Source organism: Solwaraspora sp. WMMB335 (assembly GCF_049179075.1).
Classification (GTDB): Bacteria; Actinomycetota; Actinomycetes; order Mycobacteriales; family Micromonosporaceae; genus Micromonospora_E.
In genome coordinates this window covers 1757861-1774644 of record NZ_JBMHMF010000001.1, presented here as the reverse complement: position 1 = coordinate 1774644, position 16784 = coordinate 1757861, and the positions used below count along the sequence as shown (strand labels likewise).

Sequence of the window (16784 nt, the reverse complement as noted above, 5' to 3'; positions counted from 1 at the left end):
GGCGGTGTGTGCCACGACCCCGGGTGTTCGTGACACCATGGGCGCCGATGACCACGATGACGCCGGGCAGCGCCGCCCACGATCGAGCACCCCGAACGCCGGCCGGTTCGGCCTTCATCCGTGCCTGTCGGGCGGAGCCGGTGGCGCACACGCCGGTATGGTTCATGCGCCAGGCCGGCCGCTCCCTGCCCGAGTACCGCCGGATCCGCGACGGGATCGGCATGCTGGAGTCCTGCCGCCAACCGGACCTCGTCGCCGAAATCACCATGCAGCCGGTTCGTCGGCACGGCGTTGACGCGGCGATTCTGTTCAGCGACATCGTGGTGCCCGTCGCGGCGGCGGGCATCGAGCTCGACATCGTGTCCGGCACGGGCCCGGTGATCGCCGACCCGGTGCGCGTCGCGGCCGATGTCGGCCGGCTGCGCCGGATCACCCCGGAGGACGTCGGTTTCGTCGACGAGGCGGTGCGACTGCTTGTCGCGGCGCTCGGCGACACACCGCTGATCGGATTCGCCGGCGCGCCGTTCACCCTGGCCAGCTACCTGGTGGAAGGCCGGCCGTCGCGGACCTACGGCCGGACCAAGGCCCTGATGTACGGCGAGCCGCAGATCTGGCACGCGCTCTGTTCCCGGCTGGCCGAGATCACCCTGGAGTTCCTCCGGGTCCAGATCGCGGCCGGGGTGTCCGCGGTGCAGTTGTTCGACTCGTGGGCGGGCGCGTTGTCCGAGGCCGACTATCGCCGGTTCGTGCTGCCGTACTCGGCCACGGTACTGAACGGGCTCGCCGACGCCGGGGTACCGCGCATTCACTTCGGTGTCGGCACCGCGGAGCTGCTCGCCGCCATGGGGGACGCCGGCGCCGACGTGGTCGGTGTGGACTGGCGTACTCCGCTGGACGCGGCGACGGTCCGGATCGGACCGAGCCACGCGGTGCAGGGCAACCTTGATCCGTGTGTGCTGCTCGCGCCATGGCCGGTGATCGAATCCGAGGTACGGCGGGTGCTCGCCGAAGGGCTCGCCGCACCCGGGCACGTGTTCAACCTCGGGCACGGCGTGTTGCCGGAGACCGATCCGGGCGTGCTGACCCGGGTCGTCGACCTGGTGCACGCCTCGTCCGCGCGGTGAGCGAGCCCTGGCCGGCGCGGTGCGAGCCGCCCCTGGTCGTCGGCTCGCCGGTGTCCGCGTCACACCCCGTCGGGGGTGCCGGTCGGCACCGTACGCCCGGGTGGCAAGGTGACGGGTATGCAGCAACCGTGGCGGGTAGCCGTGGTGGGTGGCGGGATCGCCGGGCTGGCAGCGGCGTTGCGGCTGCGTGACCGGGCCCCGGCCGGCACCGAGATCGTCCTGCTGGAGCAGTCCACACGACTGGGCGGCAAACTGCGTACCGGGGAATTCGCCGGCTTGCCGGTGGAACGCGGGGCCGAGGCGTTCCTGACCCGCGACCCGGCCGGCGGGGACTCCGCCGCGCTGGCCCTGACCCGGCGGGTCGGCCTGGCCGGCGAGTTGGTCCATCCGGCGGTCGGCCTGGCGGGGCTGGCCCGCGACGGCCGGCTCGTGCCCATGCCCGGTGGGACGCTCATCGGCGTACCGGCGGAGCCGGCGTCGGTGGCGGGGCTGGCCCGCGTCGTGGCCGGCCGGGACGTCGATGACGGACGTCCGCTGCTCGGACCCGGCACGGACGTCGCCGTGGGCGAGTTGGTCCGCCGCCGGTACGGCGACGAGGTCGTGGAGCAGTTGGTCGATCCGATGCTCGGCGGGGTCTACGCCGGGCGGGCCGACACGCTGTCGCTGGCCACCACCATTCCCGCGTTGGCCACGGCCGCCCGGACCGAGCACACCCTGGCGGCGGCGGTACGCGTGGCGCTGGCCACCCGTCCACCCGCGGACGGCACACCGGTGTTCACCTCGCTGGCCGGCGGACTCGGCAGCCTGGTCGGCGCGGTGCGCGACGCCCTGCTGGCATCCGGCGGACCGGTCACCGTCGAGGTGCGGACCAATGCGGCGGTACGGGAACTGGCCCCGTTGGCGGACGGCTGGCGGCTGGTGACCGGACCGACCCCGACGGCCGAGCACGTCGACGTCGACGCGGTGGTGCTGGCGGTGCCCGCCCGGCCGGCGGCGCGGCTGCTGTCCGGGGTGGCTCCGGCCGTCGCGGGCCACGTCGGCGCTCTCGACTACGCCAGCGTGGCGTTGATCAGCCTGGCCCTGCCGGCCCCGGCTCTGCCGGAGCTGTCCGGCTTCCTGGTGCCGGCGACCGAAGGCACCCTGACCAAAGCCGCGACGTTCTTCAGCACCAAGTGGGCGCACCTTCGCGCACCCGACAAACTGGTCGTGGTCCGGGTCTCGGTCGGCCGCTACGGCGACGAACAGTTGCTGCAGCGCGATGACGAGGACCTGACCGCCGCGGCGCACGCCGAGCTGGCCCGGTTGACCGGCGTCGAGCTCGCGGCCCCGGTGCAGGCCCAGGTGCAGCGATGGGGCGGATCGCTGCCGCAGTACCGGCCCGGGCACGGCGACCGGGTGACCAGCGCCCGAGCCGGGTTGCGCTCGGCCGGCCACCGGCTGGCGTTGGCCGGTGCCGCGTACGACGGAATCGGCATCCCGGTGTGCGTGCGGTCCGGGGAGGACGCCGCCGACCAGATCCTCACCAACCTGCAGGAGGTGCGCCGATGAGTGGCGAGCAGACCAACGCGGCCCGGTTGCGGGAGTTGAACGCGACGATCCAGTACACGATGTGGTCGGTGTTCCGGGCCGCCGAGCGGCTGCCCGCGCTGCGCGACGGCCTGGTGGCCGAGGTCGAGGCGTTGATCGCCGAGTTGACCGGCAAGGGCGTGACGGTGCGCGGCACGTACGACGTGTCGGGGCTGCGCGCCGACGCCGACATCATGCTCTGGTGGCACGCTCCGGACAGCGACGACCTGCAGGACGCGTACGGCCGGTTGCGGCGCACCGCACTGGGCCGCCATCTCGCGCCGGTCTGGTCCCAGCTGGCGCTGCACCGGCCGGCGGAGTTCAACAGGAGTCACGTGCCGGCGTTCCTCGCTGGCGAGCCGGCCCGGCCGTACGTCTGTGTCTATCCGTTCGTCCGCTCCTACGAGTGGTATCTGCTGCCGGATGACGAACGCCGGGCGATGTTGACCGAACACGGGCAGCTGGCCCGGCCGTACCCGGACGTACGGGCGAACACGGTGGCCTCGTTCGCACTCGGCGACTACGAGTGGATTCTCGCCTTCGAGGCCGACGAGCTGCACCGGATCGTCGACCTGATGCGTGATCTGCGTGCCTCGGCCACCCGCCGGCACGTGCGCGAGGAGGTGCCGTTCTTCACCGGCCGCCGCCGGTCGGTGGCCGAACTCATCACCGCCCTGCCCTGATTCCGGCAGGAAGACGGCCTTGATTCCGGCAGGAAACGGGTGCTGGTCCGCGTCGTGCGGCGGCCGTTTGCGTCCGGTCCGGCCGGGTACCCAGTACCTGCCCCCCAAGGTCGGCCAGCCGGACCGACCAGCCCGGAGAAGAACCACTCATCTGATCCGGAGGAGGGTGTGATGAGTACGCAAGCTCCGACCCGAAACACGGCGATGACCCGGCCGATGCCGGACCACCAGAGCACCACCGCACCACAGATGGCCGAGACGAACGCTGGTACACGCCCGGCGATGGTGCCGGGGACCGAGACGAAGTCGGCGTTCAAGAGCACCGAGTTCTACGTGTACCTGATCGCCGTGGTGGGTGTGCTGCTGGCTTCCCAGGTGGTCAACGCCGATGTCGACGGCGTGCAGGGCACCGCTGGTGCCGGTGACCCCTTCCCGGCCAGCACGGCGTGGTGGTACGTCGCCCTGCTGACCATCGGTTACGTGATCAGCCGCGGGCTGGCCAAGGCCGGTAGCGCCTGGCGCAACTCGGGCGACCGACAGCGGTAACGCCAACCGACGTGGTGGACGCACCGCCCGGTGGGACGGCCCGAAACGGCCGTCCCACCGCCGGATCAGCGGTCTCGCCGTCGGTGTTCGCCGTCGGAGCGGATCGTTCGCCGCATCGGCACGTGCGCGATGCCGTCCTCGACGTAGCGCGCGCCGGTGACGGTGAAGCCGAAGCGCCGGTAGAACCCGGCGAGATGCGCCTGGGCCTCCAGCACGCAGGTCCGGGCGCCGGCCAGCCGCAGCGCGGCGGCCATCAGCCGCCCGGCGTGACCACGTCCCCGCTCGGCGGCGGCGACCACCACCCGCCCGATCCGTACCGCGGTCGACTCATCGAGCACGCGCAGGTATGCCACGACCGCATCGTCCCGGGACAACCAGACGTGTCGGGTCGACGCCTCGGTGTCCCGGCCGTCGAGTTCTGGATAGGGGCACTGCTGCTCGACCACGAAGACGTCGACCCGCAGCCGCAGCAGCCGGTACAGGGTGACCGCGTCGAGGTCGGCGAAGGTCGACACGTGACAGGTGACGGCAGCGTCGAGAGCTTGCGGAACGTCGGCGGGCACGGCCTACGATCGTACGCTTCCGGGGTCGGGACGGTCGGGACGGTCGGGACGGTCGGGACGGTCGGGACGGGACGCGGAGCGGTCAGCCGGGTCGGCTACCGACGGCGTCCCGTATTTGCGCCCCCTGTTCCTGGTCGACCGACCGGGCGCAGTGGGCGCAACAGAAGAAACGTCCGGACACCTCCACCCCGTGTCCGATGATCTTGCACTGGCAGTGCTCGCAGATCGGTGCCAGCAGCTGGACGGCGCACTCGAACGAATCGAAGGTGTACGTCTCCCCGCTGACCGTGCGGATGTCGAACGCGAGCCAGTAGTCGTTGCCGCAGACCTCACAGGTCGCCATGGCGCATCCCCCAACGTCGGTTTCCCGCAAAGGGTGCGTCACCGCGCGGCGAGTGGCGGGGCGAATCGCCAAAAGGGGACCGAAGATCCCACTCCAGTGGGCAGCCGGCGGTCAGCCCCGGGCGCCTTCCCGGGCCGGTTCCAGCCGCAGCGCCACCGAATTCATGCAGTACCGGGCGTTTCTCGGGGTGTAGCGCTCGCCGTCGAAGCGGTGTCCCAGATGGGAGTCACACCTGGCGCACCGTACTTCGGTGCGGACCATGCCGTGCGAGCGGTCCTCGATGTAGCGCACCGCGCCGGGCAGCGCTTCGTCGAAGCTCGGCCAGCCGCAGTGCGAGTCGAACTTCGTGTCGCTGCGGAACAGCGGCGCGTCGCACGCCCGGCAGTGGTACGTCCCTACGGTCGTGGTCTCGACGTACTCACCCGACCAGGGCCGCTCCGTGCCCGCCTGGCGCAGCACCCGGAACTGTTCGGGGGAGAGGCGAACCCGCCAATCCTGCTCGGTGCGGGGCAGGGAAGCCATGTCGTCGGTCATACCTCAACGGTACGGGCAACCGCGCCACGGTACGGCCTACTGCCCGGCCCGCCCCCCGATCCGCCGGCCACTGGCCTAAGGTCACGGTATGGCTGGTGAGAGCCCCCGTGCCCGGTCCGCCGCGACGACGGTGGAGGTGGCTGGGCGCCAGGTGCGGCTCAGTAGTCCCGACCGGATCTGCTTTCCCGGCCGTGGCTACACCAAGCGGGACGTCTTCGACTACTACCTGGCCGTCGGGGACGGCATCATGCGGGCGTTGCGGGACCGGCCTACGACGTTGCAGCGCTTTCCGGACGGCGTGGACGGGGAGATGTTCTTCCAGAAGCGGGTGCCGGCCCGAGGGACACCATCGTGGATCCGTACCGCGACCATCGCCTTTCCCAGCGGTCGTACCGCTGACGAGCTCTGCCCTGCCGACCTCGCCCACGTGGCGTGGGCCGCGCAGATGAGCACGGTCGTGTTCCATCCCTGGCCGGTCCGAGGGGCCGACGTCGACCGACCCGACGAGTTGCGGATCGACCTCGACCCGCAACCCGGCACCGACTTCGCCGACGCGGTCGAGGCGGCCGGTGAGGTCCGGGCACTGCTCGACGAACTGGGCGCGATCGGTTATCCGAAGACCTCCGGCGGTCGTGGGGTGCACGTCTACCTGCGGATCCAGCCGCGTTGGTCGTTCACCGAGGTGCGCCGTGCGGTGATCGCGTTGGCCCGCGAAGTGCAGCGCCGCCGGCCCGATCTGGTGACCACATCCTGGTGGAAGGAGGAACGCGGGGCGAAGGTGTTCATCGACTACAACCAGATGGCTCGGGACCGCACCATCGCCTGCGCCTATTCACTGCGCGCCAACGCCCGGGCCACCGTCTCCACCCCGGTGACCTGGGCCGAGTTGACCGAGGTGGAGCCGGACGACTTCGATCTGCGTACGGTGCCGCCGCGACTGGCCCGCCTCGGCGATCCGCACGCCGGCATCGACGGCACGCCGTGGGACATCACCACCGTGCTGGAGTGGGCGCAGCGCGACGAACGGGACGGTGCCGGTGGCGACCTGCCCTATCCTCCCGATCATCCGAAGATGCCCGGCGAACCGCGCCGGGTGCAGCCGTCCCGGGCCCGGCCGGCCGACACGCCCTGACCGCCGACTCCTGTCGGGAACCGCTGACCATGGTCGAGATCAGCGTCGGTCTCGACTCAGCCGGCGTCGTCGCGGCACCGCAGGCCGTCGGCGGGCACGACCAGATCGAGCAGGTACGCGTCGACCGCAGCGGCCACACAGGCTGAGCGCGGGTACGCCGTGTGCCGGTCCGCTTCCCAGGTGACCAGGACCCCGACCCCCAGCGCCCCGGCCAGCCGTGGAGCCTGCTCGTACGGGGTGGCCGGATCCCCGGTGGTACCGATCACCACGATCGGTGGCGCACCAATGGCCGGGCCCGACGGGTACGGGTCGGCCGGGCCCGGCCAGGCGGCACAGGTGAGCAGTCCCACCGCCAGCGCGCCGCCGAACACGGGGTGCTCGGCACGCCACCGCCGCTGCAGCTCACGGATGCCGACGGGATCGAGTTCGACGTCGCGGTCGGCGCAGTTGATCACCAGGTTGGCGTCGAACAGGTCGCTGTAGCTGCCGTCGTCGCCGCGACCGGTGTAGCGGTCGGCGAGCGCGAACACCTCGCCCGGGTCACCGTCGTGCAGCGCGGCCAACGCCTGGCCCAGCCGTGGCCAGTCACCGTCGTCGTACATCGCGGCGACCACCGCGTAGAAGATCCAGCCGGCGGTGGCCGCCCGGCCGTCCGCCCCCGCCACCGGCTGCCGGCGGGCCTGGGCCAGCATCTCGTCGAGCAGGCCGGGCGCATCGGCGCCGGGCGGGCACCGTGCCGTGGCCGCGGCGCACCAGCGGGCGAACGCCTCGAAGGCCCGTTCGAAGCCGGCCGCCTGCTGCCGGGATCCGGACACCAGACCCTGTGCCGGGTCGATCGCCCCGTCGAGCACCATGGCCCGGACCCGATCGGGGTGCAGGTGGGCGTAGGTGGCTCCCAGCAGGGTGCCGTACGAGTAGCCGAGGTAGGTCAACTGGTCGTCACCGACCGCGACGCGGACCGCGTCGAGGTCGCGGGCGCTCTGGTAGGTGGAGTAGGCACCGAGCCGATCGCCGTACCGCCGCCCACACCCGGCACCGACGCGTCGGCCAAGCTCGACGAGCGCGGCGAACTCCGCCGGGTCTCGCGGGTCTTGATCGGCACCGAAGACGGCGTCCCAGTCGGCGTCACTGACGCAGCTGATCCCGGCGGAGCGGCCCACCCCTCGCGGGTCGAAGCCGACCACGTCGAAGCGATTTAGTATCTCGTCGGACAGCCGACCCAGCGACATGGCGGCTGCGGCGTCCACGCCGGAGACGCCCGGCCCACCGGGATTGACCACCAGCGTGCCGACCCGCTCCCGTTGCCCGACCGCCCGGACCCGCAGCAGCGCCAACGGCAGTGTCGGGACCTCCGGACCGGTGGCGGCGGCCCAGTCCAGCGGCACGTCGATCGTGGCGCAGTCGTAGCGCATCGTCTCGGGTGCCGAGCCGTACCGTCGCCGCACCACCTCCGGGCAGGCCCGCCAGCGCGGTCCGGCGTCAGCAACCGCGAGGTCGTCGTCGCGTGGGCCGTCAGCGGCGTCTCGGGCCCCTGCGGCACCGCCACCGGGTCCGGTGCCCGGCGACGTGCACGCGAGCGCGCCGAGCAGGCACACCGCCAGGACGACGGCGATCGTCGGCGTCCGGCGTGCTGACATGCCGCCTCAGCCCAGACCGGTGGGGTCGCCGGCCAGCACCCGCTCGACGTCGAAGCGCACCGGCCGGTCCAGTTGGTCGTACCGGCAGGACGACGGCGCCCGGTCGGCACGCCAGCGCAGGAAGCGGGCGGTGTGCCGGAATCGGTCGCCTTCCATCGCGTCGTAGGCGACCTCGGCCACCAGCTCCGGTCGCAACGGCTGCCATTCGAGGTTCTTGCCGCCGCTCCACCGGCTCGGTGCGCCCGGCACCCGCTGCCCACTGTCCTGCTCGCCGGTGGCCCAGGGGTGCTCGGCCGGGGTGGTGCGCAGTGGCGCGAGCTCGTCGACCAGCTCCGCTCGGCGGGCGGCGGTGAACGAGGCGCAGACTCCGACGTGCTGCAGCACCCCGGCGTCGTCGTAGAGCCCGAGCAGCAGCGAGCCGACCACCGGCCCGGACTTGTGCCAACGGAATCCGGCGATCACCACGTCGGCGGTGCGCCCGTGCTTGACCTTGAACATCGACCTCTTGCCGGGCTCGTAGCGCAGCTGGGCCGGCTTGGCGATGACACCGTCGAGGCCGGCGCCTTCGAACATGTCGAACCAGCGGCCGGCGGTGGCGGCGTCCGTGGTGATCGGGGTCAGGTGCATCGGCGCGACGAGCGACGCGGTGGCCGCCGCCAACCGCTCCCGCCGGGTGGTGAACGCCTCGTCGAGCAGGCCCTCGTCGCCGAGCGCGAGCAGATCGAAGGCGATGAACGACGCCGGTGTCTGGCCGGCAAGCAGGCGGACTCGGGAAGCCGCCGGGTGGATCCGCTGTCCGAGCAGGTCGAAATCGAGGCGGGAGCGGCCCGCCTGCCGCCGGATGACGACCAACTCGCCGTCGACCACGATCCGGCGTGGCAGTTGCTCGCGGGCCTGCTCGATCACCTCGGGGAAATAACGGGTGAGCGTCTTGCCGCCGCGGCTGGCCAACTCCACCTCGTCACCGTCGCGGAAGATGATGCACCGGTAGCCGTCCCACTTGGGTTCGTAGTGCATCGACGGCGCGATCGGCAGGGCGGCGACCGACTTGGCCAGCATGGGCTCGAGCGGCGGGGCGAGCGGCAGGTTCACCCACTCAGTGAACCATCCGGGGCCGACAACCGGCTGCCTTCACTTCGTGCGGTGCAGTACGCCGCGTACCTGCCGGACGATCGGCCGTACCGGCCGGGCCAGCCATGGCATCCGTCGGGCGGCCTTGCGGTACAACGGCATGGTCGCCGCCCGCAGCCGCTGCTGGGTGGCCGTGAGCTCGGCACGCGTCGTGTCGCGCTCACGCTGGGCCGACGTGAGCTGTCGCTCCAGCTCCGCCAGCCGGGCGGCCGGGATGGTGGCCATCGGTTCGTGCCCGGTGATCGGCCCACTGCCGCCGTCGGTGTCGCGGACGAGCCAGGGCCGCTCGGCGTAGACGTCGATGAGGTTTCCGGCCAGCGGCACGTCGGACTTCTCCCGACCACCGGGGAACTGCTCGGCGAACAGCACGCGGTAGTACTTCGCCTGGTCCGCCGAGGTGGCCAGGATCAACTTGTTCGGCACGAATACGGCGGGCACCAGAGCGCCGCCGTTGCCCAGATAGGTGAACAACCCGCTGATCACCCCGAGCCAGTGCCGGTTGAGGACGTCGTCCAGCACCACCAGCCCGCGGTCGATCACCGTGCGTTCGGCGATCCAGAGGTCGTTCTCGGTGATCTCCGCGGTGTGCCCACCGTCGATGGAGAAGATCCGGAACCGTCGCCCCGCCTCGACGAATCCGTCCTTCTCAAGATCGAGGCTCGACGACTGGCGGATCTCCACGTTGCTGCCCGCGCCGTACGTCGTGAGGTTCTGCTCGAAAATGCTCCGGTCACCGCGTCCGGAGCCGTCGACATTGGCCGTCTGGTTGTCGAACACATCGATCGCGATGGCACGCTGGTCGACCGGTAGGTCGAGCGAGAGGCAGAGGAACGACTTGCCATGGTGGATGCCGATTTCCGCCACGTCGCCGGTGATCCCGTCGGTACGTTGTGCGACCTCGATTCCGCTGAGGTAGACCGCCGTCGACACCGCCAGCCAACCCTTGACTTGATGCAAGCCGGAGCGCAGGTAGCGTGCCTTGAGACCGGGTAGAACCGGTGTGACGGCAGTCATGCTGGCAGACCTTACCGCCAATTGCCGGAACAGCAAGCTGCCCAGCGGGGCACAATTCAAGGGGAGTACCCGGGCGAGCTGCAGCACAGGAGGCGAGGCGGTGCCCACCTTCACCTATCCGGAGGCCGGCGCTACCCGCGGCCTGCTCCGGCCGACCGGGACGGCTGCCACCACGGCGTCCCAGCTGCCGGCCGGCTACCGCCATCTGCGGTACCGGGTGCGGCTGCGGCCCGAGTCGTTCGCCGTCGCGGCCGAGGCCGTGCTGACGTGGCGGATGCACCGGACCGCTGGGGTACGGGTCACCGCGTCCGGACCACGCGCGGAGCCAGGTGTCCTGGTCGTGGTGCGGCTGGGCGCCGGCCCACTGCAGGTACAGGCTCCATGCACGGTCGTGTGGGCGAGCATCCAGGCGGATCGGGCCGGATTCGCGTACGGCACCATGCCAGGGCATCCGGCCAGCGGCGAGGAGGCGTTCCTCGTCGAACGTCACGACGACGAGGTGTGGTTCTCGGTCGTGGCGTTCAGCCGTCCGGCCTCGACGGTCATGCGGTTGGCCGGGCCGCTGGCCGCGGTCGCCCAGCGCCGTTACGCGCGCCGGCTGGCCCGGGCGTTGACCCGGCTGACCCGGTGAACCTGCCGCGGGTGACCTCGTACGTGGCGTGTGACCGGCCGGGTGAGACGACCGGCCGGGTCAGAATTGGGCGAACGACCGGATCGGCGCCCGCGGGCCGAACCGTGGTGCCGCCAGCCCGGCGAGCTCCAGCAGGAGGCAGACCCGGCCGCGATGTCCCCGGAACGGCTCCAGCAGGGCGAGCATCCGGGCGTCGTCGCCGCGGGCCTGGCCGGCCAGTGCCCAGGCCACCGTGTGTGGCAGATGGTAGTCGCCGACGCTGACCGCATCGGCGGCACCGTACGCCACCCGGACCACCTCGGCAGCGGTCCACGGGCCGATGCCGGACAGGCCGGTCAGCCGCCGGGTGACAGTGTCCGGGGCGGGGTACTCCATCAGGCGGTCGGCGATCGACGCCGCCCGGCACAGCGTCTGCGCGCGCCGCTGTTCGACACCGAGCGGATGGAACACCCAGTACGGCGTGGCGGCGATCACCGATGGTTCCGGACCTACCCACAGCCCGGTGACCGGGCCGGGCGCGGGGGAGCCGAACCGGCGGACGACGGCGGAATAGCCGCGGTACGCCTCGACGCCGGTGACCTTCTGCTCCAGCACGGCGCGCAGCACCCGGGCGAACACCTGCCCGGTGGCGGGCATCCGGACGCCGTGGAACCGCCGGGCCAGTTCGGCCACGACCGGGTGCCGGCGGGCGAGGGGTGCGAAACCGCTGACATCGTCGCGTAGCCCGGCGACCGCGTCGGCGATGTCGCAGACCTCGGTGCGGCCGGGACCGTATCCGGCGGCGACCAACTCCCCGCCACGACGGGACAGACATAGCGTCGCGGGCCCGGCCGGGGTGTGCGTGGTGTACCAGAAGCTGCCGGCGTGCCAACGGGCGCACGGATCGTGGCGTCCCATCGCGAGCGGGCGAAGCGACGCCGCGAAGTGGTAACCCTCCGGTGGCCGCAGCACCCGGGTCACCGCCGCGTCACTGTCACCGTCGTCCGGTCCGCCGTACGCCATCAGGGTTGACTGTGCCATGCCCGCTGACACCGGCGGACGCCGGGACAACCCTGCTTGTCCCGGCGTCGCTCTCCGTGCGCGGTGCGAGATTCTGCGTCCCGGCCGGGGATGGGCCCGGGACTTCCTCCTTTCCAGTCAAGCCGGTCGAGACGCAGTGGGGGGACGTCGAGCAGGTGCCACGAGTCACCCGTCGCTTCGGGCGCTTCCGGCTCTCCACAGCGGGAAGACGTCGCGACGTCGAGGCTGGCCTGCTCCCGCGCAGCGGAGAGGACCCGCCGTGCGAGTCACCGCGTGACGACCACGCGTACCACGTCGAAGGCGGGAATCTGGTTGGCGCGCTGCATCATCGGTACCCGGTGCGAACCGTCTCCGGCCCATGACGCGCACTGTGCGATCCCCGTCGTCGGCAGGCCGGGTACCTGCACGACCACCTCGTCGGATCCGGCGCCGCCACCGCCGTCCTCGGTGGCGACGAAGAACGCCGGCACCGGTCCGGGCTGGGGAGCCCGCCGGGTGCTGTCGAGCATCCGGCACGCCGTGTGGAAGTGGCCCCGGGTCAGCCCGTCCTCGGTGAGGAACGAGCTCTCCAGGTAGTAACCACCCTGTCCGGCCGGCAGGAACCGGTCACGGACCAGGTTGCGGGTGCTGACCCGCAGCGTGAACGGCTGGTTCACCCGGACCCGGTTCGGCGAGGAAATGATCATCAGCTGTGGGTTGGTGTCCGCGTCGCTGACCTCGCCGAAGGCGGTGCTGACACAGCGGCTGCCGTCCTGGAAGCCTTCGTGTGGAGCCAGTTCGCTGTCGGTGCAGTCGCTGCCGAGCACGTCCAGGCCCGATCCAGGGGCTGGATCGGCCGGTGGTGCGCTCGTGGTGTCCTCGGGCTCGGGGGACTCCTGGCAGCGGTCGCGATCACGGTCACGGCGGTCCGACGACTCGGCCGTCTGATTCGTGCAGTCGGCTGCTCGGCCGCGTCCGTCCCGGTCACCCCGGGTGCCGGCCGACGACACCTGGGTCACCGCGACGGCACCGCCGAAGACCGCGAGCATCGCGGTCACCGCGATGACCCGGTTGCGGGTGCCGCTCAGCGGTCCACCCCGCTGAGCCCGTTCGCTGGTACGCCGCCGGCGCGGGGAACTGTTCACGTGGTGCCACCTCTTCTCGTCGAACGCCGAAGGAGCGTTCGGATGCAACGCAGTCGGTGATGGGGCTGGTCATTCACACTACGGAAGACAGTATGGAAAAAGGGATTCGTCGGTCAACCGAGTGTCGAAATACTACGGAACACTTAGGAGGCACTTAAGGTGTGCTTCATGCATGCTGCTCACCGGCCTCCTGAGGGTTTACGTTCCACCGGGCCGAGCCTTCCGGGCGAGCCCGCGCAGAACATGGCGACGACCGGTCGCGTCCTGTAATGACAACGACCGGTCGCCGCGATTGCGGGTGCTGGCACGTTTCTAGTAGTCGTAGCCGGAGCTGTCCGCGTCGGTGCCGGCATCCTTGTCGTCCTGCGGCACCGGGATCGGCTTGGGGGTGCCTTCCGGCAGACATTCCAGGTTCTTCGAACCGTCCGGCTGGACGACGAACCAGGTGCCACCGACGCCCTGGCCCTTCCACTGGCCGGGCTTCTCGTCACCCGCGTAGTAGTAGATCGGCCAGCCGTCGATGGTGAGTTGCCGGGTGCCGTCGGGCCGGTTCACCGTACCGACCAGCTCCTCGTCCACTCCGGACAGCAGTGGGTCGCCGTCGGTCAGCGCCGGCGGCCAGATCTTGGCGCAGTCGCCCTCGCAGTTCGAGGCCGGTGGGTCGTTGGAGTCCTCGTCGAAGCGGTAGAGCAGCCACCCGTCCTCGTCGGTGACGACGTCGCCCATCCGATCGACGGACTCGCCGATCAGTTCCTTGGTGAGGTCCTCGTCGGCCACCTCGACCGCGAGGTCCTCGGACCCGTCGTCGACCGGCTCGACCGGCTCGGGCGTTTCCGTCCCCGCGTTCGCCGCGTTGACGACCGGCTGGGCCTGAGCGCCGCCAAAGTCGTCCGGGTTGTAACCTGCCGGGGCGCAACCCGGCAACACGAGTGCCGCCAGCGCGCCTGCGACTATGACGGTCCGCTTTCCCAGTGCCACTTGCCCTCCCTCATACGTCCACATGGGGCTTCATCAAGAGGTACGCGGCACGGGGCGGATCGGATCGGCAATAGGAAGTGCAGAATTTCACATCGGTCAGCTGAACCGGTGGTCACGTTGCCGCGTACGCACGACGATGCTGCAATAAAATCGTGGGCGTCCGATTACTCGGACACCCACGATCATCGACCATCGGAATTGATGCCTGTGGTCAGACCGGCACCGTCACAATCGCCGTGGCCACTCCCGACTGGTCGACCGCCTGCACCTGAATCCGTTCGATGTCGTCGCGCGGTGCCGCGGTGGACGTCGTCAGGGTCAACGGCGCCGGGTGCTGGCTGGTGCCGTAGCCGGTTTCGGGCACCGACCAGGTGGAGAGCACTTCGGCCGTACCGCTGGTCCGCAGCACCACCAGCCGACACTGCATCGGTCCCGGCACGCGGCGCAGCGCGAACGACACCTGGGTGCCCCACTCGGCCTCCTCCAGGAACACGTCCGCCTCCACCCCGGTCGCCGGGTCCACGGCGCTGAACGGTTCGGCGTCGAGTTCCGGGCCGCCTACCCCGGACTGGGGCGGGGCGCTGGCCGACGGGGTGGTCGTGACCGTCTGATCGGCACCGGCCTGCGGCACGACGGCGCCGTCGAGCACCCCGCCGCCGGCGAAGAAGGCCGCGCCGGTCAACGTGGCCACCAACGCGAATCCGGCGGCGATCTGCACGGGGCGACTGGCCAGTCGGCGGCGTGACCTACGGGCGCGGTCGAGTGGCCGGACGTGACCGAGGTCGCGCTGCAGGTGGCCGCCGGAACTGCCGACTGCCTGCGCCGCCGCCGCGCTGTCGCCGCCGCCCGCCCCACCAGCCGGGTTCGCACCGGTGGGGCCGACCGGAGGGAGGGCGGGGCTGCCCTCCAGATCGCTGACGTCTACCGTGGACATGAGTCCGACGATCGGGATCAGCGACTCGAGTTCCGCCGCACAGGCCCAGCAGCCGGCCAGATGCTCCTCGAAGCGTTCGACGTCATCGGCGTCCAGCGCGCCGAGCGCGTATGCTCCGACGTCCCAGTGTGCGGACCGTGTCATTCTGTTACCCCCCGCTGTTGCAGCGCCGTCCGGAGTGCCCTGAGCGCGTAGTAGACCCGCGACTTCGCGGTGCCCAACGGGAGACCCAGTTCCTCGGCCGCCTCCGGCACCGTACGGCCCCGGAAGTACGTCTCGACCAGGATCTCCCGATGCGGCTGGCTCAACGTGCGCAGCGCGTCGGTGACGGTCATCTGGCGCAGCACCTGGTCGGTGCCGTCTGCTTCGGCGAAGCTCTCCAGATCCCGGTCGTACTCCTCGGCCGGCCGGGCCTTCTCACTGCGGTGGTCGTCGATGGCGATCCGCCGGGCAACGGTGACGAGCCAGGGCCGCAGCGACGCCTGGCCCTGGGCCCCGAGCCGGTGGGCATTGCGCCATGCCCGCAGCAGTGTCTCCTGGACGATGTCCTCCGCCCGTTGCCGGTCCCCCCCGGTGAGCCGGAGCACGAAACCCAGCAACGGCCGGGCGTGTTCGGCATAGAGCGTACGGACGAGATCGTCCCCGTGGCTGGACTCCGCCGTGCCGGCCTGATGCCGGCTCCGTGCCGTCCGTGGCGTCACCGGCTCATCATCGCGCTCGGCCGCCCTCCCGTCGATGGTCTGCCAACGTTGCGTGGTCCGGGTCGTGCGCGGACCGCCACCGATCGCGCTTGGCCGGGCCGTCTGCGCCTGCCAGCCGCTCGCGACCGCATACATCGCAGGACCTCCATCCGACGTCACCGAAGACTGGCCCGCGGCTGGGGGCCCACCCGCAGATACGGAACAGCCCGGCGTACGGATCAAAGCCCGTCGGGAAAAGTTCCACCGGGCGGGGGCGGCGACGCCTCGGCGGTCTCGTCGTGGATGGTCGTGGCCGCGCCGATGAGACCGTCGAGCTCCCCGCCGTGCACCACCCGGCTCGGGAACCAGTCGCCAGCGGCGCGCCTGGCCAGGTCACCCACCCTGGGCATGGTCCGTGCGGCGACCAGCACCAGGTTCCCGTACCGGCGTCGGCGCAGTACCGCCGCGTCGGCGACCAGGCAGAGACCGGGTAGCACATGCCGGACGGTGGCCAGGTGACGGCGGGCCCAGCGCAGCGGCGGTCCGTCCGCCACGTTGGACAGCAGTTGGCCGCCGGGGGCGAGCACCCGGGCCACCTCGGTGACGAACTCCACCGACGTCAGCCGTGCCGGAGTACGGGCACCGGCGAACACGTCCGCGATCACCAGGTCGTAGCTGGCTGACCGGGCGGCCTCGACGGCCGCCCGTGCCTCGCCGACGCGTACCCGAAGGTTGCGGTCGGCCGGCCACGGTAGCTGCCGGCGGACGAATTCGGCGAGCGCGCCGTCGATCTCGACCACCCGCTGGGTCGATCCGGGCCGGGTCGCTGCCAGGTAGCGCGGCAGGGTGAGCCCGCCACCGCCGAGGTGCAGTACCCGCATCGGCGTACCGGGCTCGGCCGCCAGGTCGGCCGCGGCGGCGATCCGACGGACGTACTCGAACTCCAGGTGCGTGGGATCGTCGAGGTCGACATGTGACTGCTGGGTGCCGTCCAGCAGCAGGGTGAACGCCCGTCGCCGGTCCGGATCCGGAACCAGCCAGGCGGTGCCGGTGTCCACCTGAACCGCCGGCGAGCCTGTCCTCCGGTTGCGCCCCACCGGTGCAGTATGCCGCGACCTGATCGGATGCGGACGCGATGGCCTAG

18 protein-coding genes are annotated in these 16784 nt (G+C 71.3%); 6 read left to right on the top strand and 12 right to left on the bottom strand.

From position 1 onward, the window contains the following. The first annotated feature begins 47 nt into the window (after positions 1–47). The 4 genes from hemE (at position 48) to ACN27F_RS07270 (ending at position 3919) form a co-directional block, all read left to right on the top strand. Positions 48–1124 carry a uroporphyrinogen decarboxylase gene (hemE, locus tag ACN27F_RS07285; RefSeq protein WP_421431841.1) on the top strand — a complete coding sequence of 359 codons (1077 nt, stop codon included), beginning with the start codon at positions 48–50 and terminating at the stop codon, positions 1122–1124. A gap of 117 nt (positions 1125–1241) precedes the next feature. Then, positions 1242–2672 (top strand): protoporphyrinogen oxidase, encoded by a 1431-nt coding sequence (gene hemG / locus ACN27F_RS07280; RefSeq protein WP_421431840.1) that lies wholly within the window; start codon positions 1242–1244, stop codon positions 2670–2672. Next, positions 2669–3373: a hydrogen peroxide-dependent heme synthase gene (gene hemQ / locus ACN27F_RS07275; RefSeq protein WP_421431839.1), complete on the top strand. Its 705-nt coding sequence runs from the start codon at positions 2669–2671 to the stop codon at positions 3371–3373. The genes hemG and hemQ overlap by 4 nt, the downstream gene beginning before the upstream one ends. Positions 3374–3544: 171 nt before the next feature. Beyond that, positions 3545–3919, top strand: a complete 375-nt coding sequence (locus ACN27F_RS07270) for a hypothetical protein (RefSeq protein ID WP_421431838.1) — start codon at positions 3545–3547, stop codon at positions 3917–3919. A 65-nt stretch (positions 3920–3984) separates the two neighbouring features. Here ACN27F_RS07270 and ACN27F_RS07265 read toward each other — a convergent pair whose 3' ends face one another. The 3 genes from ACN27F_RS07265 to msrB all read right to left on the bottom strand — a co-directional run bounded on the left by ACN27F_RS07265 (position 3985) and on the right by msrB (position 5359). Continuing rightward, a complete protein-coding gene (locus ACN27F_RS07265) occupies positions 3985–4482 on the bottom strand; it encodes a GNAT family N-acetyltransferase (protein ID WP_421431837.1) in 498 nt (165 codons plus the stop codon). Between the two features lie 82 nt (positions 4483–4564). Further along, complete coding sequence (locus ACN27F_RS07260; RefSeq protein WP_421431836.1) at positions 4565–4825, bottom strand: Prokaryotic metallothionein; 261 nt, start codon at positions 4823–4825, stop codon at positions 4565–4567. 111 nt (positions 4826–4936) lie between these two features. Next, positions 4937–5359: a peptide-methionine (R)-S-oxide reductase MsrB gene (gene msrB, locus ACN27F_RS07255; protein ID WP_421431835.1), complete on the bottom strand. Its 423-nt coding sequence runs from the start codon at positions 5357–5359 to the stop codon at positions 4937–4939. Between the two features lie 88 nt (positions 5360–5447). On the opposite strand from msrB, the gene ligD reads away from it, so the two are divergent. Beyond that, complete coding sequence (ligD, locus tag ACN27F_RS07250) at positions 5448–6491, top strand: non-homologous end-joining DNA ligase (protein ID WP_421431834.1); 1044 nt, start codon at positions 5448–5450, stop codon at positions 6489–6491. Between the two features lie 56 nt (positions 6492–6547). Here ligD and ACN27F_RS07245 read toward each other — a convergent pair whose 3' ends face one another. From ACN27F_RS07245 to ACN27F_RS07235, 3 genes are read right to left on the bottom strand one after another with little or no spacing between them, the layout of a single operon-like run. Continuing rightward, positions 6548–8128 (bottom strand): alpha/beta hydrolase, encoded by a 1581-nt coding sequence (locus ACN27F_RS07245; RefSeq protein WP_421431833.1) that lies wholly within the window; start codon positions 8126–8128, stop codon positions 6548–6550. A gap of 6 nt (positions 8129–8134) precedes the next feature. Next, positions 8135–9220 (bottom strand): ATP-dependent DNA ligase, encoded by a 1086-nt coding sequence (locus ACN27F_RS07240; protein ID WP_421431832.1) that lies wholly within the window; start codon positions 9218–9220, stop codon positions 8135–8137. A 39-nt stretch (positions 9221–9259) separates the two neighbouring features. Beyond that, positions 9260–10273: a class I SAM-dependent methyltransferase gene (locus tag ACN27F_RS07235; RefSeq protein ID WP_421431831.1), complete on the bottom strand. Its 1014-nt coding sequence runs from the start codon at positions 10271–10273 to the stop codon at positions 9260–9262. A gap of 100 nt (positions 10274–10373) precedes the next feature. Here ACN27F_RS07235 and ACN27F_RS07230 point away from each other — a divergent pair, with 100 nt between their 5' ends. Continuing rightward, the gene (locus tag ACN27F_RS07230) at positions 10374–10904 is read left to right on the top strand and encodes a DUF1990 family protein (protein WP_421431830.1); all 531 of its coding nucleotides are present in this window, start codon (positions 10374–10376) and stop codon (positions 10902–10904) included. 60 nt (positions 10905–10964) lie between these two features. On the opposite strand, the gene ACN27F_RS07225 is transcribed toward ACN27F_RS07230, so the two are convergent. The 6 genes from ACN27F_RS07225 to ACN27F_RS07200 all read right to left on the bottom strand — a co-directional run bounded on the left by ACN27F_RS07225 (position 10965) and on the right by ACN27F_RS07200 (position 16737). Beyond that, positions 10965–11906 (bottom strand): DNA-3-methyladenine glycosylase family protein, encoded by a 942-nt coding sequence (locus ACN27F_RS07225; protein WP_421440024.1) that lies wholly within the window; start codon positions 11904–11906, stop codon positions 10965–10967. Between the two features lie 284 nt (positions 11907–12190). After that, positions 12191–13048: a Pecanex-like protein 1 gene (locus ACN27F_RS07220; RefSeq protein WP_421431829.1), complete on the bottom strand. Its 858-nt coding sequence runs from the start codon at positions 13046–13048 to the stop codon at positions 12191–12193. Positions 13049–13360: 312 nt separating this feature from the next. After that, positions 13361–14026, bottom strand: coding sequence for a hypothetical protein (locus ACN27F_RS07215; protein ID WP_421431828.1), 666 nt, complete (start codon positions 14024–14026; stop codon positions 13361–13363). Positions 14027–14237: 211 nt separating this feature from the next. Then, a complete protein-coding gene (locus ACN27F_RS07210) occupies positions 14238–15104 on the bottom strand; it encodes an anti-sigma factor family protein (RefSeq protein ID WP_421431827.1) in 867 nt (288 codons plus the stop codon). Further along, positions 15101–15796, bottom strand: coding sequence for a sigma-70 family RNA polymerase sigma factor (locus ACN27F_RS07205; protein ID WP_421431826.1), 696 nt, complete (start codon positions 15794–15796; stop codon positions 15101–15103). The genes ACN27F_RS07210 and ACN27F_RS07205 overlap by 4 nt, the downstream gene beginning before the upstream one ends. An 83-nt stretch (positions 15797–15879) precedes the next feature. Then, positions 15880–16737: a spermidine synthase gene (locus tag ACN27F_RS07200; protein ID WP_421431825.1), complete on the bottom strand. Its 858-nt coding sequence runs from the start codon at positions 16735–16737 to the stop codon at positions 15880–15882. Positions 16738–16784: the final 47 nt, after the last annotated feature.